We start from the raw sequence: 17,284 nt of genomic DNA, 5'->3' as shown, positions 1-17,284 counted from the left end.
GCAAGTGTCGCGATGGACAGGGGCCAGGCGCACGGGTCGGCGAGCAGCGTCTGCAGCAACTCGGTGCCCGCCTGGGTCGGCAGCAGCTGGCCCGACATCGGCCGCGGCCTGGCCAGCGCGCTGATGTCCACGCCGGTCAGCGCCAGGCCGCCGTCCGGCGTGCGCTGCTCAACCCACCACAGCCGCCGACCGTCACGCCAGGCCTGTTCGTAGCCACGCTGTGCCAGGCGGCTGCGCCGCTCGGGCGCCTCGACCGGGCCGACGCCGGACAGCCGCGCGGCCTCGACCATCTCGGTCCAGGCTGGCGTCGCGCCGGCGGCCAGCTGCCAGGCCGTGCGATACGCCGGGTTGGCGCGCAGCAGGCGGTCGTCGGCATCGAACAAGGCCAGCAGCAAGGGGCCGTCGGCCAGCGTCCGCCACCAGAGGTCGTCTTGGTTCACAGCCCCATTCTGGGCCGCGACGTCAGCGGCGGTGGATCTCGCCGGAACCGCTGACGCTTTGGCGCAACTGCGGCCGCCCGGCATAGCTCACATCACCGGATCCGCTCAGTTGGACGTCCAGCTGCTCCGTCACGCCCAGGGACACATCGCCCGAGCCGCTGATGCCCACCTTGGCGGCAAGGCCGGCCAGGGACCGCGCATCGACATCGCCGGAGCCGCTGACCGTCCAGTTCTGCTGCTCGGCCCGGCCGGCCAGGCGCACATCGCCGGAACCGTTGATGCTGACGTTCAGCTCCTTGAGTTCGACAAGACCGAATTGCACGTCGCCAGAGCCAGCGACGCTCAGGTGGAGGCTGTCGGCCTTGAAATGCTCGGCCGCCAGACCTCCCGAACCGCTGATGGAGATGGCCTGCAGGGCGCGGGCGTCGACACGCACCATCGGAACCGAGCGGGTCGTGAAGCCGGCATCGCGTTTCAGGCGCACCACCAGGGCCTCGCCCTCGACGACCGTCTCGATCAGCGGCTGGATGTTGTCGTCGGCGATGACGGTGGCCAGATCGCCGCCGCCTTGGGTCAGCGTCACGTCGATGGGGCCGTCGATGCGCAACCTGCTGAACGCGGCCAGCGCGCGCTGCTTCTCGACCTTGACCCCGGAGCCTCGCACGCGGTGCTTGCCGCTGCCGTAGTCGATGGGGCCGCTGAAACTCGCCGTCCAGCCATCGCCTTCCTTCTTGATGCGCAAGCGCCAGTCGTTGTCGCCCGCGAGCGCGGCGCCGGTGGCCAGGGCGGTGGCAAGGGTGAGGAGGGCGAGGCGCTTCATGCAGAACTCCGTGTGCAGCAACGGGTCAGCAGTGTGTGCACGCATATCCAGTTGCGCCCCTCACATCCGACGGAATGCATTTCGGCGGCCATGGGCCGTAGGATGGGTCGACAGCAGGAGACGTCATGAAGTGGGAAGGCCAGCGCGAAAGCGAAAACGTCGAGGACGCCCGGGGTAGCGGGGGTGGCCGTGGCCGGGGGCTGCCCATTGGCGGCCGCGGTCTGGGCGTCGGCGGCATCGTCGTGGCGCTGCTGGCATCCTGGGCACTGGGCATCAACCCGTTGACCGTGCTGGGCCTGCTGGACGGCGGCGGGGGCGGCGCGCAGGTCCAGGCGCCGGCCGACGACTCGCACGCCCAGGACCCGGGCTACCGCTTCGTCAAGGTCGTTCTCGCCGACACCGAGGACGTCTGGAGTGCCTACTTCCAGCGCAGCGGTCAGGATTACGTCATGCCAAAACTGCGGGTGTTCCGCGGCAGCGAGCCCACCGCCTGCGGGACCGGCGAGGCAGCGATGGGCCCCTTCTATTGCCCGGCGGACCGCAGGGTTTACATCGACCTGGGCTTTTTCGACACCTTGCGCGAACGCCTCGGGGCGCCGGGCGACTTCGCCCAGGCTTATGTCATCGCCCATGAAGTCGGCCACCACCTGCAGAACCTGATGGGCACCACCCAGAAGCTCGACCAGGCCCGCGGCCGGGTCTCCGAGCGCGAGATGAATGCCATGAGCGTCAAGCTTGAATTGCAGGCCGACTGCTTTGCCGGCGTCTGGGCCGGTCTGTCGCAGCGCAGCAAAGGCTGGCTGGAACAGGGCGACATCGAGGAGGCCATGAATGCCGCTTCCCAGATCGGAGACGACACGCTGCAAAAGCGCTCGCAGGGCAGCGTCGTCCCTGAAAGCTTCACCCACGGCAGCAGTGCCCAGCGCGTGCGCTGGTTCAAGCGCGGGCTGGAAGCCGGCGACCTGAAGTCATGTGACACGTTTTCGTCAGCCAGCGTTTAAGTCACTGATTCGGGCCCACCCAATCGAGGGGGCGCCATATAACCCCCAAATGGCTTTGTGTGAAACACTTCCGTCCAAACCGCCGAGCCTTCTACTAGCATCGGCACGCTCATAAGTCCAGAGCGAGTTGCGGCCAGCAGCGCACCCCAAAGAACGAATCACGAGGCCCACTGTCATGAGCGAACGCCCGATCAACGACCCGCAGTCGACGCCCCAGGCGGCGGCGACCGTCGACGCGTCCGCCAGCCGCCAGGGCCGCGGGGTCAACGCCTCACGCCGGCGCTTCGCCAAGTCGGGCGCCGCCGCGCCCGTGGTGCTCGGCAGCCTGCTGAGCAAGCCGGCACTGGCGCTGCAACCGTACAACTGCACGATCTCTGGGCAGATGTCCGGCAATACCTCGCCGCGGCCAGGCGCGGTGAATTGCAAGACCATCGGCCGGTCTCCGGGCTACTGGAAGACGAACGGGACATGGCCCACCGGCACGCTGAAAGGCAATTCGCCGACGTCAAGCTGCAGCTTCGGCGGCAGCAAGGGCACCAATTTCAACGGCTTCACCAGTGGCGGTGCCACGCTGATCGATGCCTTCCGCTACAAGAGCGAAAGCTCGAACTGCAACTGCTACGGTCTGCGCGATTCCCCTTTCTCGACCTGCTCCAGCACCAACAAGGCCTCCATGCTGCAGGTGCTGAACACGCCGGGCGGGTTGAACGACACGATGATCTACGCCCTCGGTCGATCGACGGTGGCGACCATCCTCAATGCGTTGGCTTTCGGGCCCGACTACCCCGTCACTGCGGCGCAGGCCATTCGTATGTTCAATGCCGTCGCCCCCTTGGGCGGCAAATACCAGGTCAACGCCACCGTATCCTGGGATGCAAATCAGGTACTCACCTACTTCCAGAGTCTGTACTCCTGAGCACCGGCTGCGTTGATGTGACACTTCGGGCGTCCTCTGCGACGCCCGAAGTCATTTCAGACCTTGCCCCGTGACGCCTGCCGATCCCGCCACGCTCCCCGCATGGACGCTCACCTACGGCGCGGATCTGTCGATTCGGGTCTGGGGTGAGGATTGCCTCGTTCACCATGCGTTGTCCAACGACACGCACCGGCTCGCGGCCTGGCTGGTGCCGGCGCTCGAGCGCCTTGCTGCGCAGCCGCCCGCGTCGCTGGACGAACTGGCGGCCCTGATGGACGCTGACCATGAGACCGCCGCCGACGTGCTCCAGCAGCTCCAGCAACTTTCGCTGGTGCAGCCATGCTGACGGTCGGCAGCCTCTCGCCCGGGGAGCTGGCACGGCGCCTGCGTGACGGGTTGACGCTGCGTACCGGCCCCTTCGGCTACTGCATCCGCAGCGCCTGCCCGCCGGTCGCCGCCGGTCTTGCCAGGCTGTACGCGGACTTCGAGATCGAGGACGGTCTCGCCGACTTCCATGTGCATGTGCAGCCGGTGGCGGGCCTGCGACGCTGGCTCGGTGCTCAGGTTGAATTCCGTCTCGACGAACACAGCCCCTTCCTGCCCCTGCCCGCTGAGCATGCCTTTGCCCTGCTGGAATGGGGCATGAACTGGTGTCTGGCCAGCCAGGCCAATCACTACCTGCTCTTCCACGCCGCCGTGCTGGAGAAGAACGGCGAGTGCCTGGTCATGCCCGGTGACCCCGGCGCGGGCAAAAGCACGCTCACCGCCGCCTTGATGCTGTCGGGCTGGCGGTTGCTGTCCGACGAAATGGCCATGGTCGACCGGGACAACGGGCTGGTCACACCGCTCGCCCGTCCGGTCAGCCTGAAGAACCAGTCCATTGACGTGATCCGCGGGTTTGCGCCGCAGGCAGTGCTCGGCGACGCCGCGTGCGACACGCACAAGGGCACGGTGTCGCACCTGCGCGCGTCCACTACCAGCGTGGCCGGGCGCAGCCGCCAGGCCCGGCCGACCCAGCTGATCTTCCCGCGCTGGCGTGCTGGTGCGGCGACGCAGCTGACGCCCGTGCCAAAGGCCGAGGCCTTCGAGCGCCTGGCCGGGCATGCGTTCAACTACAGCCTGCTGGGCCGCCTGGGTTTCGAGCTGACGGCCGACCTCATCGACGCCTGTGGCTGCTCGGATTTCGTCTACTCCGAGCTGCCGGCGGGCTTGGCGGCACTCGACGAGCTCACCGCATGACGCCGCGCTGGGACGCCCTGCTGCGCTCGCTGCGCGACCCGGCCTGCATGGCCGGCCATTCCGAAGCGACGTGGGATCTTCTGCTGCGCCAGGCGCTGGCCGCCGGACTCCTGGCCCGGTTGGGCGCCCTTGCCCAGGCCGCTGGTGTCGAGCCCTCGCTGCCGCTGCCGGTGCGCCGGCAGATGCGGGCGCTGCTGGCCGTATCCGAGCAGCAGCGCCGCTCCGTGAGATGGGAGCTGGTGATGCTGTCCCGTGACCTGCGCGAGCTGCCAGGGCCTATCCTGCTGCTCAAGGGCGCCGCTTATGTGGCCGGCGACCTGCCTCCCGCGCCGGGACGGCTGTTCTCGGACATCGACATCCTCGTCCCGCGTGCGCAGCTCGATCAGGCGGAGGCAGCCCTCATGCTTGGCGGCTGGGGGAGCGCAGCGGACACCGCCTACGACGAACGTTATTACCGCCAATGGATGCACGAACTGCCGCCCCTGGTGCACGTGCGCAGGCAGACGAACCTCGACCTGCATCACAACATCCTGCCGCTCACCGCACGCATCAAGACGCACAGTAAGCCTCTACTCGCTGCCGCCCGCCCGCTCGCCGAGTTCCCGCGTTTCAGCCTCCCCGCGCCGGCGGACCAGGTCCTGCACAGCGCGACCCATCTGATGCACGAGGGCGATTGGCGCCACGGCCTGCGTGACGTCGTCGATCTCGACAGCCTACTGCGCCACCACAGCCACACACCCGATTTCTGGGAGGGCCTGCTCACCCGCGCCGAAGAGTTGTCGCTGGGACTACCGTTGTTCTATGGCCTGAGCTTGTGTCAGGCTTACCTGTCTACGCCGATGCCGGGGGACTTGCTGCAACGCTGCCCGTCCCGTCCCGGCCCGCTGCGGCGCCGCCTCATGCGCGCATTGCTCCGTCGTGCTCTCACGGGAGCGCACCGCGGGTCGATGGCAGGTGGCACGCGCCTTGCCGAGTTTGCGCTCTACGTCCGTAGCCACTACCAGCGCATGCCCTTGCACCTGCTGCTGCCCCACCTCATTGTCAAAGCCGTTCGCCGACCCGCGGCCGGTCAGACGCGCCGCGAGGCTGCCAACCCCGCGCAGCAGCCCTGACGCCGCAGCAGCCATGGAAAAGCCCAAACCCTTCTCAATGATCCGCGAGTTCCAGCTCGCGGACTGGTTCACGCTGGGCAACGCCTGCGCGGGCATGGGCGCGCTGTTCGCGGTGATGAGTTTTTTGCAGAGCGGCGAGCTACGGCATCTGCAATATGCCTGCGCGCTGATCCCGCTGGCGCTGATCTTCGATGTGCTCGATGGGCGCGTCGCGCGCTGGCGCCAGAAGAGTTCGGCGCTTGGGCGCGAGCTGGATTCACTGGCCGACGTCATTTCCTTCGGTGTCGCGCCTGCCGCAATTGCCTATGGCTGCGGCATGCAGGGCCTGTATGACCGCATCGTGCTGGTGTTTTTCGTCGCCTGCGGCGTCAGCAGGCTGGCGCGCTACAACGTCACTGCCGAGAAGCTCAGCGCCGGCTCAGACAAGGTGGCGTACTTTGAAGGCACGCCGATCCCGACCTCAATGATGCTCGTCGCGGTGCTTTGGGTGGCTGCGGCTCAGGGCGCGGTCGGCGATGCGCTGTGGGGTGGGGTCTGGTGGCTCGGCGGCTTCAGGCTGCACCCGCTGGTGCTGCTGTTCGCGGTGTCGGGCTCGCTGATGGTGAGCCGGATCCGGATTCCCAAGCTTTAAGCCGTCCGGCGCGACAGCCAGCTCAGAGGCGAATCCTGGCCGGAGCGCGCCGATTGCGATTCGAGAAAATCGCTGGGCGAGTGGCTGCGATAGTCGCTGATGACGCCGCCATCCAGGCAGGCTTCCAGGCCGAAGGCAGTGCCAAGGTCGGCAGGGTCCGGCTCGCTGCGCGCAGCGACGTCTCGGCGGAAAAAACGCAGCGCTGGAACGAATCGCATGGCGGACCTCTCTGGCTTGACAAAACCGACAACCGCATCGATTTCGTGAGCTCAGTGTGCGGGATTCATGTGACAGCCCGACCCCTCATCTGTGAGTAAATATTGCCTCTATTGGCACTAACGCACGTGTGCAACGCTGTTTTGCCCAGTAGCGATGGGCCTTTCGGCCTCGCACACCCTATTTGAAGGGGCGTTGCTGTTTTGCAATTCATTTCCCCCGCTCCCTAGAGCTGAGGATAAGTTCCGGGAGCGCCGCGCTTAAGCTGCGCCTCCTCCAAGCCCCCCGGCTCCTGCATGAATTCAGAACTATTGAAATGGGTCGCCAACGGCCTGATCGCCGTCGTGCTGACCAGCACGTTATGGATGGCCCATGCCATTCAACCCGAACAGGGCGGCAGCCCGGGCCTGCTGCTGGCTCAAGTTGCGCCGGCGCCGGCCGCGGCTGCATCGGTGCCTGCGGCCACCGCCACACGCTGATCAGCCCAGAGCGCGCCTGGCGCCATCGCTCAGCGCCTGGCCGATGCGGTCGAGCAAGGCGTCCCGGCCCTGCAACTGCCACTGATGCCAATACAGCGCCACGTCGATACCGATCTGCGGTTTCAGCACCACCAGCTCGCCTGTCTGTATGAAGGGCCGAATCTGAATTTCCGGCGCAACGCCGACCCCCCAACCCATGACTGCGGCGCGCACATAGGCCTCGCTGGACGGCACGAAGCGCTCGCGCAGGCGCGGCGCGCGAACGCCAAAGGCCTGCGATGCCCATTGAGTCTGGGTGTCGTCCTTGCGGTTGAAGACGAGAAACGGCGTGTCGGCGAAATTCCCGGCGTGCAGGCCCTCCGGTAGCTGCTCGGCCAGGAAGCCTGGGCTCGCCACCGCGACGTACCGCATGACGCCCAACGGCTGCACGCGGCAGCCTTGCAACGCTTCGGCCACCGTCGACACGCAGCCCAGCACGGCCCCTTGGCGCAGGCCATCGTGGGTGAAATCCTGGTCGTCAACGACGAGTTCCAGCCCATAGCCCTCACGCAGGCCCTGCTGCACCAGTTCATCCAGCGCGCCCAGCACCCAGGTGGCCAGGCTGTCAGCGTTGACGGCAATGGCCAGGCGCGACTGCGGCGCGACGCGCTCGCCGAGTTCCCGCGCGACGTCCACGCGCAGCGCCTGCAGCTGTCGGGCGAAGCGCAATAGCACCTTGCCCGCCTCGGTCAGGCGCAGCGGTCGGGACCGCACCACCAAAGGCTGGCCGACCTGCGCCTCCAGCGTGCGCAGCCGTTGCGACACGGCGCTTTGCGTGATGGACAAGCGCTGGGCGGCGCGCTCGAAGGCCTGTTCGTCGGCCAGCGCGGCCAGGCAGTCAAGCGCAGCGGGATCAAACTGGTTCATAAGCCGTCCTAATGTACGGCGATGAATATGAATGATCCTTCTTGAATCGCTGTGCGCTGCGGAGAATCCGTCGATGCCTGACACCGCCACCGGTCCTACCGTCTTCGCACAGGGCTGGGTCATGGGTGCCGGCCTCATCCTCGCCATCGGCGCGCAGAACGCCTTGGTGCTGCGGCAAGGTCTGCGGCGCCAACATGTGGGTGTCGTCGTGGCGGTCTGCACGCTGTCGGACTGGCTGTTGATTGCGCTGGGCGTGTTCGGCCTGGGCGCGCTGATCCAGGGCCAACCGTTCCTCCTCGAAGTCTTTCGCTTCGGCGGCGCCGCCTTCCTGCTGGGTTACGCGCTGCTCGCCGCGCGGCGCGCATGGCGGCCGGCCCAAGGCCTCGTCGCTGCGGGCACCACATCGAGCCTGGGCGCGACGGTGTCGGCCGCCCTGGCCTTCACCTACCTGAATCCGCATGTCTATCTCGACACCGTCGTGCTGCTCGGTGGCCTCGGAGCGCGCCAGCCGCCCGAACTGCGCCTGGCGTTTGTGGCGGGCGCCTGCCTCGCGTCGGCAATGTGGTTCGGCCTGCTGGGCTTTGGCGCTGCGGCCGCAGCGCCCAGGCTGCGCAGCCCCCACACCTGGCGCGTCGTCGATGCCCTAGTCGCTGTGCTGATGACCGGCCTGGGTTTACAACTTCTCCTACAACCCCTCTAAGAACAGGACCGCCATGAAAATCGTCGTTCTCGGCGCCGGCATCATCGGCATCGCCACTGCCTGGTATCTGCTCGACGAGGGGCACGAGGTCGTCGTCGTCGACCGCCAGCCGGATGCCGCGCTGGAGACCAGCTTCGCCAACGGCGCACAAATCTCCGTGAGCTTCTGCGAACCCTGGGCCAATGCCGGTGCGCCCTTCAAGGTGGCCAAATGGCTGCTGCGCGACGACTCGCCGCTGCTGTTCCGCCCGCGCCTGGACCCCAACCAGTGGCGCTGGGGCCTGGCCTTCCTGATGCAGTGCACCAACGCCGCGTTCGAGCGCAATGTCGAGGAACTGGTGCAGTTGGGCCGCTATTCGCATGCCTCGCTGAAGGAGCTGGTCGCCAGCACCGGCATCGAATACGACCGGCTGGAGCGCGGCATCCTGCATTTCTTCTCCAGCCAGGCCGACTTCGACGCCGGCGCGGCCGGGGCCGAGATCATGCGCAGCCATGGCGTGGACCGCCGCGTGCTGAACCGCGAGCAGGTGCTCAAGGTCGAGCCGGCGCTGGCCAGCTTCGGGCCGCGGGTATTCGGCGGCACGTTCACGCCCAGCGACGAGAGCGGCGATGCCCGCGTCTTCACGCAAAAGCTCGCGCAGCGCTGCGCCGAGCGTGGCGCGCAGTTCCTGTACGAGCACGACATCCTCGCCCTGCAGCGCGCAGGCGACGGCATCGAGGCCGTGCAGATCGCCCACACGCGCAGCGGTGAGCGCAAAAGCTTGAAGGCAGACGCCTTCGTTGCCGCCATGGGCTCCTACACGCCCGAGCTGCTGCGCCCCCTCGGCGAGCACCTCAACATCTACCCCGCCAAGGGCTACTCAGCCACGCTGCGCCTGAACAAGCCCGAAGCGGCCAGCGTCGTCAGCCTGCTGGACGACACCCGCAAGATCGCCATCTCGCGCCTGGGCGACCACATCCGCATCGCCGGCACGGCCGAGCTGTCGGGCTTCGACCTCAACCTGGATTCGCCCACTGCCCGTGTGCGCTGCGCGGCGCTGGTGCGGCGCTATGAAGAGATTTTTCCCGGCGTGGCCGACACGACCGAGCCCAATTACTGGGCCGGTCTGCGCCCGAGCACACCGACCAACATCCCCTACATCGGCCGCAGCCGGAAAGCACGCAACCTCTGGCTCAACGCCGGCCACGGCACGCTCGGCTGGACCCATGGCGCGGGCTCGGGCCGCGCCTTGGCCGAGCTGATCGCCGGACGCCGGCCCGCGATGCAGTTCGGTTTCTACAACGTTTAGAGCGACTTCAGCAGCGCCTGGACCTGCTTTTGCTGCGGCAACTTCGTGCCCAGCTTGGCCAGGTCTTCAAGCTCCGCCTTGGCGGCCGGCTTGTCGCCCGAGTCGATGAGGATCTGGGCCAGGTTCAACCGGTACGCCGGCTGATCGGGATGCTCGCCGACCAGTTGGCGCTGCACGCTGATGGCCTTGCCGAAGTCTTTTTCCTCGGCCAGCACGGTGGCGTAGGTATCGCGCAGCTGCCCGTATTGGGGGTTGATCTTGAGGCCCCGCTCGGCCAGCTCACGCGCACCGGGCTTGCCGGTCTTGCTGCGCAGCCATGCCACGTTGTTGATGACAGCCACCATGTCGGGGCTGCGCTTGAGCAGGGCCTCGTAGCGGCTCAGTGCGGCGTCGAGTTCGCCGCGGCTGAGCATGATGTCCGCGGTGGCGCTGGCAAAGCCGACATCCTGCGGGTGGGACGCCAGCCACTGGGTTTCGAAGGCCTGGGCGTCAGCGCGCTTGTTCGCGGCCATCAGCACGGCGAACAGGCGCGGTGCAGCGTCGGCCGGTTCGCGCAGTGCGACAGCCTTGCGCAGCGCGGCGATGGCCTGGTCGTGGCGCTGCCGGCTCGCCTCCACATCGGCCTCCGCAATCAGCGGGTAGGCCTCTTGCGGATACTTCTTCTGGCGCTCCCGCAACGCGGCCAGCGCCTCGTCGAGGCGGCCTTGGCGGATGGCGAGCTGGATCTGCAGGCGCTGAGCCATGACCGAACCCGGCTCGGCCTCCAGCGCGCGCTTGACCTCGCGTTCCGCGCCGGCAAAGTCCTGGTCCATGGCACGCAGCTGGGCCTGGCCCAGCCAGCCCTGGGCGCGCGTCGGCGCCAGCACCGTCAGCCGCGCATAGGTCTTGGCAGCCTGGGCCTTGTCGCCCGCCGCAAGCTGGGTGCGCGCCAGGCGCTCCAGCAAGTCGGCATTGGTGGGCATGGCGGTCGCCGCCTCCTGGGCCGCCTGGGCGGCCTTGGCCGTGTTGCCCAGGCGTTGGTAGTGGTCGATCAACGCCAGGCGCAACCCGGCCTCGGTGGGCTCCTCGCGGACGCCGGCGTCCAGCACCTCGGTGATGCGCTCGGCTGGCGCGCGCGTCTGCGTCAGCAGCTCGGCCAGCGCAAGGCGCGCCTGGGGCGAGCGCGGCTGGCTGGTGACGAAGGCGTCCAGCCGCTTGACCGCGGCGTCGGTGCGGCCGGCCTGGCTGTCCAGGGCGACCAGGCCGAGCACGGCCGGCAGATAGCTCGCATCGGCTTTCAACGCCGCCTCAAATGACCCTTGTGCGGCCGCCAGGTCCTTGCGGACCAGGTGGATGCGGCCCCGCAGGCCTTCCGGCACCGGGCTGCCCGCCATCTTGGGCGCGAGCTTGTCGATCGCCACCAGCGCGGCCGGCAGCTCGTTGCGGCGCATCAGCGCGTTGATCAGCATCAGGTCGTAGTTGCTGCCGCTGTCCTTGGCGGCGATGTCGCGCAACTGGGCGAGGGCGGCGTCCGCGTTGGCACGGCTGGCACCGCCCGGTGCCGCGCTGTCGCGCACGATGGCCGACAGCGCCAGCGCCGCGCCCGTCTTGGCATCGTCAGGGCGCAGCTTGGACGCGGCGCCAAAGGCCTGGTCGGCCGCTTCGAAGTTGCCTTGCATCAGATGGGCCTTGCCGGCCAGCAACAGCGTCTCGGCATCGGCCTTGGCGGCCTCCAGCACCGGGCGCAGCGTCTCCAGCGTCTTGGCCGGGGCGCGGCGCTGCAGCTGCAGGCCCGCGAACTGGCGGCGCAGCGCCAGGTCGTCGGGAGCCAGCTTGAGCCCCTGGTTGAGCAGGTTCTCAGAATCCGCCAGCTCGCCGAGCTGCTGGTGGGCGCCCGCCGCCAGCCGCAGCAGCGGCAGGAAGTTGGGCATCATCTTCAGCAGCGGCAACGACAGATCGCGCGCCTTGGCCGCGTCGCCCTGGGCCAGCGCCAGCTGGGCCTGCAGGAACCGGCCCTGCGGCTTTTTGGCCAGGGCGGGCGGCATTTCCTCGACCAGCTTGGCCGCGACATCGGTCTGCTGGCGGCCAAAGGCCACGCGCACCAGGAGTGATCGCGCATCGTAGGAAGCCGGGTCCTGCGCCAGCACCTCGCGCAGCAGCGGCTCGGCCTCATCGAGCTTGCCGCGTGACAGCAGCACTTCGGCCTTGAGCTGCAGCGCTTTGACGGCCTTGGGATTCTTCAGCAGCAGCTCGTCCAGCAGGGCCAGGGCCTCGTCGGCGAAGCCGCCCGCCAGCTTGGTGCGCGCGCTGACGACGCCGGCGTCTTCCGATTCCGGCGCCAGCTGCAGCGCGCGCACGGCGGCCGCCTTGGCCTCGGTGACATTGCCCTGGGCCAGGAAGGCGATCGCCAGATGCTGCTGCAGCGTGGACATGGCCGCTGGCTCGGCCAGGCTCTGGTCAGCGAACTCGCTAATGAGCTTGCGCGACTGACCCGAGTACAGCAGCGTCTGGGCCAGCAGCGGCGCCAGCTCGTCGCGCGGTGCGCCCAGCTCCCAGGCGCGGCGCAGTTCGATCTCGGCGCCCGCCAGGTCGCCACTCTCCAGCAGCGCCTTGCCCAGCAGATGACGGCCCTTGGCGTTCTCGGGGTTTTGCTGCAGCAGGTTCTTCAGCTCGATGACGGCGCCGCCCGCGTCCTTTTCCGCGATCCGCTTTTGAGCGGCAGCGAGCAGATCCTGCTCGGAGCGTTGGCTGCAGGCTGCCAGAACGGCGAGCATGATCAGGGCGAGGGCGCGGCGCGATTTCATGGGGTCTCCTTGTCGGCGCGGATTGTGTTCCTAGAATCCGCGCCCCTTCTCCGGACTCGCCCCAGGGGCCGCCCGCCGAGATGACACATGACACGAAACCCACCATGACCGCCCCCGTCCCTTTTTGCGCCATCGACTTCGGCACCTCGAACTCCGCCGTGGCCATCCCGGGCGCGACCGGCCAGATGCAGCTCATCGAGCTGGAGCCCGGGCACCGCACCATGCCGACGGCGGTGTTCTATTTCACCGAGGGCGCTCACGACGCCGACGGCCCGCCGCGCGCCTTCGGCCGTGCCGCCGTGGCGGCCTATGTCGACGGCCACGACGGCCGGCTGATGCGTTCAATGAAAAGCATCCTCGGCTCGCCGCTGATCGACCAGACCACCGACGTCGGCGGCGGCCGTGGCGCCAAGTATTCGGACATCGTCGCCGGCTACCTGAAGCGGTTGCGCCGCCTGGCCGGCGAGCCCGAGCGCGCCGTGCTGGGCCGGCCGGTCTTCTTCGTCGACGGCGAGCCAGAACGCGACGCGGCCGCCCAGGCCCAGCTGGAGGCCTGCGCCCGCGCGGTGGGCTTTCGCGAGGTGCATTTCCAGTACGAACCCATCGCGGCGGCCTTCGACTTCGAGCAGCAAGCCCGGCGCGAGCAGATCGTGCTGGTCGCCGACATCGGCGGGGGCACCAGCGACTTCTCCGTGGTGCGCGTCGGCCCCGAGCGCATGCAGCGCCTGGCGCGCCGCGATGACATCCTCGCCAGCCACGGCGTCCACATCGCCGGCACCGACTTCGACCGCCACATCGAGCTGGCCGGGCTGCTGCAGGAATTCGGCTATCGGGCCATCGGGCCCAGCGGTCGTGAAATCCCCAGCGGCATCTACTTCGACCTGGCGACCTGGCACCTCATCAACACCTGCTACTCGCCGCTGCGCGTGGCCGAGTGGCGCGGCATGAAGAGCTGGTTCAGCGACATGCGCCAGCATGCGCGGCTGATGACGGTGCTAGAGGAGCGCCTGGGCCACGAGCTGGCCGCGCGTGCCGAGGGCGCCAAGATCGCCGTCTCGGGCGGCGCCGACACGACGGTGGACCTCGGTCACATCGAACCGGGGCTGGTGCTGCCGCTCAGCGAGAGGACCGCGGTGGATGCGCTGCGCGCCGACCTCGACCGCATCATCACCACCGCCCACGAGACCGTGGCGCTGGCCGGCCTGAAGGCCGAACAGATCGACGCCCTCTACTTCACCGGTGGCTCGACGGGCCTGCGCCTGCTGGTGGACGGCATGGCCGCCGGCTTCCCCGCAGCGGCGCGGGTCAGCGGCGACCGGTTTGCCTCGGTCGCGACCGGCCTGGGCCTGCACGCCCGCCGGCTTTTTGCGCCGGCTGCGCCTTGAGGGGGCGCGACACGTCCGCCAGCATCAGCACCGCGCTGACCAGGCCTTCGACGGCCGCCTCCAGGTCGGTCGGCGGCTCCAGCGACTCGATTTCCTCCAGCAGCGTGTCGGCGTCCTCGAGATCGTCCGGGTCCAGGTGCAGGTAGAGGGCAGCCAGGGGTTCCAGCAGCGGCTCCTCGGGCAGCTTCATCAACGCCGGATGCGCGTCCAGCGCATGGGCGAAACCGGCCACCCAGGGCAGCACGGTCTCGCTCGAGCTGGCATCCTCGTCGAGCTCGAACACCCACGGGTCGAACCACTGCCGGCCGACGATGGCCAGGTTGAGCTCCTTGTGACGACGGCGCAGCAGCGCGATCAGTTCATCGTTGACGCGCTGCGGCGTGGGTCGGCCGCCGGCAGCGCCCGCTTGGGAGGGCGCGGGCTCATAGTTCGTGTCCAGCAGCGGCGGCAGCCAGCGCTCCAGCGGCACGGCCTCGGGCTGCAGCAGCACGCCGCACAGATAGCCATCGGCCATGCTGACGTCCAGCGGCTCCAGCGGCGCGGGCAATGCGTCCAGCAGGGCCTGCAAGCGCTCCAGGTCGGCTTCGGACAGGGCTTCGGTGGCGCGGTGCTGTGGGGCAGACATGGCGGGATTATCGGCAGGGCCAGGCGCGGCCGTGAATATTGCCCGCCTTGGCGCGAGGGCGCGGCCTAAAGTGCGCGCATCCCAACGACGCCCCCGACTCCGGGGGCTTCACGACCCGGCAGCCCGCTGACCGGGTCTTTTTTTGTCGATCGCGGGGCGGGCCCGTGGCGGCGCGTGGACGGCGAGGGTTTGGCGGCATCTTTCACGCTCGCAGTCCGCCGCCTCGGCGTTGCCCCCGGAGCGCGCTTCGATACTGGCGGCCATGCCCGTCGCCGAAATCGCGTTGCGCTTCGACCCGGCGGTCGTCGTGCTGTCCTATCTGACCGCTGCCTTTGCGTCCTATGTGGCGCTGGACCTCGCCCAGCGCGTGCGCACGCCCGATGCGCTGGTTGCGCGCATCTGGTGGATCGCCGGCTCGCTGTCGATGGGCACGGGCATCTGGGCGATGCACTTCGTCGGCATGCTGGCGCTGAAGCTGCCCTTTCTGGCCGGCTACGACACCGCCGTCACGCTGCTGAGCTGGCTGGCCGCCGTCGGCGTGTCGGCCATCGCGCTGCGCGTGGCCGCGCAGGAGACGCTGACACCGGCACGGCTGGCCTTGGGCGCTGCCAGCATGGGGGCCGGCATCTGCGCGATGCACTACACCGGCATGGCGGCGCTGGTGCTGGCGCCGGGCATTCAATGGCATTGGGGCCTGGTGGGCGCCTCGGCGGCCGTGGCCACCGGAGCGGCTGCGGCGGCGCTGTGCATCTTCTTCGGGCTCAGGCGCCTGCCACATGCCTGGGCCCGCTGGGGTCAGGTCGTGTCCGCCCTCGTCATGGGCGCGGCGGTCGCCGGCATGCACTACACCGGCATGGCCGCTGCCGGCATCGTCGAAGGTTCGGTCTGCCTCAGTGCGCAGGGCCTGGGTGGCGACAACCTCGGCTACCTCGTTGCCGGCGCCACCTTCGCGCTGCTGCTGCTGACGCTGATCACCTCGGCGCTCGACGCACGCGGCGAGCGCCGCACCAACCGGCTGCAGCAGTCGCTGCACGCCGCCACGACGGAGCTGTATGAAATCGCGCTGCGCGACCCCCTCACCGGCCTGGCCAACCGCCAGCTGCTGGACGACCGCCTGCAGCACGCCGCCGCACGCGGCCAGCGCGAGGGCGCACGCCTGGCACTGCTGACCATCAACCTGGACGGCTTCAAGCCCATCAACGACAGCTTCGGCCTGACCGCCGGAGACCATGTGCTGCGCGAGACCGCCCGCCGCCTGCAGGGCCTCGCGCGCAGCCACGACACGCTGGCGCGCCTGGGTGCCGACGAATTCGTGCTGATGCTGGAGGGCGAGGTGGCCGAGGCCACGCTGGCCCAGGTCGCGCAGCGTCTGCTCGACGCGCTGGCCGAGCCCCTGGCCGACGTGCCCGGCGCCGGCAACCAGCCGCTGCGGCTGTCGGCCTCGATCGGCATCGCGCTCTACGACGGCCAGGGGCCCGGCGAGGCGCTGATTGCGCAGGCCGACTCGGCCGTGCAGTCGGCCAAGCGCGCGGGCGGCAATGGCTTTGCGTTCTTCGAGGCGCACATGCAGGCCGGTGTGCGCGAGCAGGTCGAGCTGGCCCGCGGCCTGCGCGCCGCGCTGGCCGGCGAGCCCGGCAGCGGCGTGCTGGCCCTGCACTACCAGCCCAAGATCGCCACCGTGGCGGACGAGGTCACCGGCGTCGAGGCGCTGCTGCGCTGGCAGCACCCGCAGCGCGGCGGCGTCAGCCCGGCTGTGCTGATCCCGGTCGCCGAGCGGTTCGGCCTCATCGTGCCGCTGGGCGACTGGGTCATCAACGAATCCTGCCGCCAGCTCGCCGCCTGGCGCGACATCGGGCTGCAGATGCGCGTGGCCATCAACCTGTCGGTGCAGCAGCTGCGCCAGGCCGACGCGCTGGTCCAGCGCTTTCAGGAGGCGCTGGCGCGCCACGGTGTCGACGCCAGCCAGCTGACCTGCGAGATCACCGAATCCGTCGCGATGGACGACGCCGCCGCCACCGAGCGGGCGCTGCGCCGCCTGGCTGAACTGGGCCTGGCGCTGTCCATCGACGACTTCGGCACCGGCTATTCCAGTCTGTCCTACCTGCGCCAGCTGCCGGTGTCGCAGCTCAAGATCGACCGCAGCTTCATCCAGGACCTGGAAACCAGTGCCGACGCTCGCGCCATCGTCAAGGCCGTCATCGATCTCGCGCATGCACTGGGCCTGCGGGTGGTGGCCGAGGGTGTCGAGACCGACGGCCAGGCGGCCGTGCTGCGCGGCAAACGCTGCGACGAGCTGCAGGGCTTCCTGTTCGCCCGGCCGATGCCGGCCGACCAGCTGACCCGCTGGGCGCGGGGGCTTGACGCAGCGGGTTCGCAGCTGCGCTTCAGCGCATCGGTCTACGGCGCGCTTGAACCGGCTCCGGGGTCCAGCGGCGCTTAGACGGCCATCCGCTCCGGCGCGACGTAATGGCGCCGGAATTCTTCGAAGGGCATGGTGTCGGCGGCTTCGATGCGGGCCTGCTGGGCCAGCGAATCGGCCGCCAGCCTGTCAAAGCGCTTTTGCAGCGGTTCCGGGAAGGGCAAGGCCAGCAAGGCCGCGCGCGTCGCGTCGCTCTGGCGGCGGATGAAGCCGACGTAGCTGTCGTCGAAGTCCTGGGCCATGACGCTGAGCACGCGCGCCGACGGGCAGAGTTCGGGCCGCTGCAGGCGCTCGGCGACGCGCTTGAGCGCCGCGCGATAGGCG

General features: G+C 68.9%; 17 protein-coding genes and 1 pseudogene. 11 read left to right on the top strand and 7 right to left on the bottom strand.

Features of this window, described 5'->3' with window-relative positions; all coding sequences use genetic code 11:
- Both ACT6S0_RS19885 and ACT6S0_RS19880 read right to left on the bottom strand, forming a co-directional pair.
- A partial coding sequence (locus ACT6S0_RS19885) for a hypothetical protein (RefSeq protein ID WP_444765517.1) occupies positions 1–440 on the bottom strand: 440 nt, incomplete at its 3' end.
- A 22-nt stretch (positions 441–462) separates the two neighbouring features.
- Positions 463–1,260 carry a head GIN domain-containing protein gene (locus tag ACT6S0_RS19880; protein ID WP_444765516.1) on the bottom strand — a complete coding sequence of 266 codons (798 nt, stop codon included), beginning with the start codon at positions 1,258–1,260 and terminating at the stop codon, positions 463–465.
- Positions 1,261–1,385: 125 nt separating this feature from the next.
- Between ACT6S0_RS19880 and ypfJ the strand changes: the two genes are divergently transcribed.
- The 6 genes from ypfJ to pssA all read left to right on the top strand — a co-directional run bounded on the left by ypfJ (position 1,386) and on the right by pssA (position 6,159).
- The gene (gene ypfJ, locus ACT6S0_RS19875) at positions 1,386–2,261 is read left to right on the top strand and encodes a KPN_02809 family neutral zinc metallopeptidase (protein WP_444765515.1); all 876 of its coding nucleotides are present in this window, start codon (positions 1,386–1,388) and stop codon (positions 2,259–2,261) included.
- A 175-nt stretch (positions 2,262–2,436) separates the two neighbouring features.
- Entirely contained in the window at positions 2,437–3,177 is a 741-nt protein-coding gene (locus ACT6S0_RS19870) for a hypothetical protein (RefSeq protein ID WP_444765514.1), read from the top strand.
- 70 nt (positions 3,178–3,247) lie between these two features.
- Positions 3,248–3,523 carry a hypothetical protein gene (locus ACT6S0_RS19865; RefSeq protein ID WP_444765513.1) on the top strand — a complete coding sequence of 92 codons (276 nt, stop codon included), beginning with the start codon at positions 3,248–3,250 and terminating at the stop codon, positions 3,521–3,523.
- The gene (locus tag ACT6S0_RS19860; RefSeq protein ID WP_444765512.1) at positions 3,517–4,416 is read left to right on the top strand and encodes an HprK-related kinase A; all 900 of its coding nucleotides are present in this window, start codon (positions 3,517–3,519) and stop codon (positions 4,414–4,416) included. The genes ACT6S0_RS19865 and ACT6S0_RS19860 overlap by 7 nt, the downstream gene beginning before the upstream one ends.
- On the top strand, positions 4,413–5,528 hold the full coding sequence (locus ACT6S0_RS19855; RefSeq protein ID WP_444765511.1) for a nucleotidyltransferase domain-containing protein: 1,116 nt from the start codon (positions 4,413–4,415) through the stop codon (positions 5,526–5,528). Before ACT6S0_RS19860 ends, ACT6S0_RS19855 begins: the two co-directional genes overlap by 4 nt.
- A gap of 13 nt (positions 5,529–5,541) precedes the next feature.
- The gene (pssA, locus tag ACT6S0_RS19850) at positions 5,542–6,159 is read left to right on the top strand and encodes a CDP-diacylglycerol--serine O-phosphatidyltransferase (protein ID WP_444765510.1); all 618 of its coding nucleotides are present in this window, start codon (positions 5,542–5,544) and stop codon (positions 6,157–6,159) included.
- Here pssA and ACT6S0_RS19845 read toward each other — a convergent pair.
- The gene (locus ACT6S0_RS19845; RefSeq protein ID WP_444765509.1) at positions 6,156–6,377 is read right to left on the bottom strand and encodes a hypothetical protein; all 222 of its coding nucleotides are present in this window, start codon (positions 6,375–6,377) and stop codon (positions 6,156–6,158) included. The two genes, pssA and ACT6S0_RS19845, sit on opposite strands and share 4 nt — an antisense overlap.
- A 294-nt stretch (positions 6,378–6,671) precedes the next feature.
- Here ACT6S0_RS19845 and ACT6S0_RS19840 point away from each other — a divergent pair, with 294 nt between their 5' ends.
- On the top strand, positions 6,672–6,854 hold the full coding sequence (locus ACT6S0_RS19840; RefSeq protein WP_444765508.1) for a hypothetical protein: 183 nt from the start codon (positions 6,672–6,674) through the stop codon (positions 6,852–6,854).
- Here the strand turns inward: ACT6S0_RS19840 and ACT6S0_RS19835 are convergent, their stop codons facing one another.
- Positions 6,855–7,760: a LysR family transcriptional regulator ArgP gene (locus ACT6S0_RS19835; RefSeq protein ID WP_444765507.1), complete on the bottom strand. Its 906-nt coding sequence runs from the start codon at positions 7,758–7,760 to the stop codon at positions 6,855–6,857.
- Positions 7,761–7,833: 73 nt separating this feature from the next.
- Here ACT6S0_RS19835 and ACT6S0_RS19830 point away from each other — a divergent pair, with 73 nt between their 5' ends.
- Entirely contained in the window at positions 7,834–8,460 is a 627-nt protein-coding gene (locus tag ACT6S0_RS19830; RefSeq protein ID WP_444765506.1) for a LysE/ArgO family amino acid transporter, read from the top strand.
- 13 nt (positions 8,461–8,473) lie between these two features.
- Positions 8,474–9,748 carry a D-amino acid dehydrogenase gene (locus tag ACT6S0_RS19825; protein WP_444765505.1) on the top strand — a complete coding sequence of 425 codons (1,275 nt, stop codon included), beginning with the start codon at positions 8,474–8,476 and terminating at the stop codon, positions 9,746–9,748.
- Here ACT6S0_RS19825 and prsT read toward each other — a convergent pair.
- On the bottom strand, positions 9,745–12,531 hold the full coding sequence (gene prsT / locus ACT6S0_RS19820) for an XrtA/PEP-CTERM system TPR-repeat protein PrsT (protein ID WP_444765504.1): 2,787 nt from the start codon (positions 12,529–12,531) through the stop codon (positions 9,745–9,747). The genes ACT6S0_RS19825 and prsT overlap by 4 nt on opposite strands.
- 104 nt (positions 12,532–12,635) lie before the next feature.
- Between prsT and ACT6S0_RS19815 the strand changes: the two genes are divergently transcribed.
- Positions 12,636–13,916: an Hsp70 family protein gene (locus ACT6S0_RS19815; protein ID WP_444765503.1), complete on the top strand. Its 1,281-nt coding sequence runs from the start codon at positions 12,636–12,638 to the stop codon at positions 13,914–13,916.
- Here the strand turns inward: ACT6S0_RS19815 and ACT6S0_RS19810 are convergent.
- A complete protein-coding gene (locus tag ACT6S0_RS19810) occupies positions 13,837–14,541 on the bottom strand; it encodes a YecA/YgfB family protein (protein WP_444765502.1) in 705 nt (234 codons plus the stop codon). The genes ACT6S0_RS19815 and ACT6S0_RS19810 overlap by 80 nt on opposite strands.
- 262 nt (positions 14,542–14,803) lie before the next feature.
- Between ACT6S0_RS19810 and ACT6S0_RS19805 the strand changes: the two genes are divergently transcribed.
- Positions 14,804–16,981, top strand: a complete 2,178-nt coding sequence (locus ACT6S0_RS19805; RefSeq protein ID WP_444765501.1) for a putative bifunctional diguanylate cyclase/phosphodiesterase — start codon at positions 14,804–14,806, stop codon at positions 16,979–16,981.
- On the opposite strand, the pseudogene ACT6S0_RS19800 reads toward ACT6S0_RS19805, so the two are convergent.
- A pseudogene (locus tag ACT6S0_RS19800) lies at positions 16,978–17,284 on the bottom strand (glutamate--cysteine ligase); the annotation flags it as partial. The gene ACT6S0_RS19805 and the pseudogene ACT6S0_RS19800 sit on opposite strands and share 4 nt — an antisense overlap.

The organism is Roseateles sp. (genome assembly GCF_052436255.1).
Taxonomy (GTDB): domain Bacteria; phylum Pseudomonadota; class Gammaproteobacteria; order Burkholderiales; family Burkholderiaceae_C; genus Pelomonas.
Note: the sequence above shows the minus strand (reverse complement) of the source record. Positions and strands in the feature narration are given on the sequence as shown.

What these genes read in the sequence shown, in the direction of transcription:
- ACT6S0_RS19830 (WP_444765506.1), top strand. Translation starts at nt 7,834, where the DNA reads ATGCCTGACACCGCCACCGGTCCTACCGTCTTCGCACAGGGCTGGGTC.
- pssA (WP_444765510.1), top strand. Translation starts at nt 5,542, where the DNA reads ATGGAAAAGCCCAAACCCTTCTCAATGATCCGCGAGTTCCAGCTCGCG.
- ACT6S0_RS19825 (WP_444765505.1), top strand. Translation starts at nt 8,474, where the DNA reads ATGAAAATCGTCGTTCTCGGCGCCGGCATCATCGGCATCGCCACTGCC.
- ACT6S0_RS19880 (WP_444765516.1), bottom strand. Translation starts at nt 1,260, where the DNA reads ATGAAGCGCCTCGCCCTCCTCACCCTTGCCACCGCCCTGGCCACCGGC.
- prsT (WP_444765504.1), bottom strand. Translation starts at nt 12,531, where the DNA reads ATGAAATCGCGCCGCGCCCTCGCCCTGATCATGCTCGCCGTTCTGGCA.
- ACT6S0_RS19805 (WP_444765501.1), top strand. Translation starts at nt 14,804, where the DNA reads ATGCCCGTCGCCGAAATCGCGTTGCGCTTCGACCCGGCGGTCGTCGTG.
- ACT6S0_RS19855 (WP_444765511.1), top strand. Translation starts at nt 4,413, where the DNA reads ATGACGCCGCGCTGGGACGCCCTGCTGCGCTCGCTGCGCGACCCGGCC.
- ACT6S0_RS19810 (WP_444765502.1), bottom strand. Translation starts at nt 14,541, where the DNA reads ATGTCTGCCCCACAGCACCGCGCCACCGAAGCCCTGTCCGAAGCCGAC.
- ACT6S0_RS19845 (WP_444765509.1), bottom strand. Translation starts at nt 6,377, where the DNA reads ATGCGATTCGTTCCAGCGCTGCGTTTTTTCCGCCGAGACGTCGCTGCG.
- ACT6S0_RS19835 (WP_444765507.1), bottom strand. Translation starts at nt 7,760, where the DNA reads ATGAACCAGTTTGATCCCGCTGCGCTTGACTGCCTGGCCGCGCTGGCC.
- ACT6S0_RS19860 (WP_444765512.1), top strand. Translation starts at nt 3,517, where the DNA reads ATGCTGACGGTCGGCAGCCTCTCGCCCGGGGAGCTGGCACGGCGCCTG.
- ypfJ (WP_444765515.1), top strand. Translation starts at nt 1,386, where the DNA reads ATGAAGTGGGAAGGCCAGCGCGAAAGCGAAAACGTCGAGGACGCCCGG.
- ACT6S0_RS19815 (WP_444765503.1), top strand. Translation starts at nt 12,636, where the DNA reads ATGACCGCCCCCGTCCCTTTTTGCGCCATCGACTTCGGCACCTCGAAC.
- ACT6S0_RS19840 (WP_444765508.1), top strand. Translation starts at nt 6,672, where the DNA reads ATGAATTCAGAACTATTGAAATGGGTCGCCAACGGCCTGATCGCCGTC.
- ACT6S0_RS19870 (WP_444765514.1), top strand. Translation starts at nt 2,437, where the DNA reads ATGAGCGAACGCCCGATCAACGACCCGCAGTCGACGCCCCAGGCGGCG.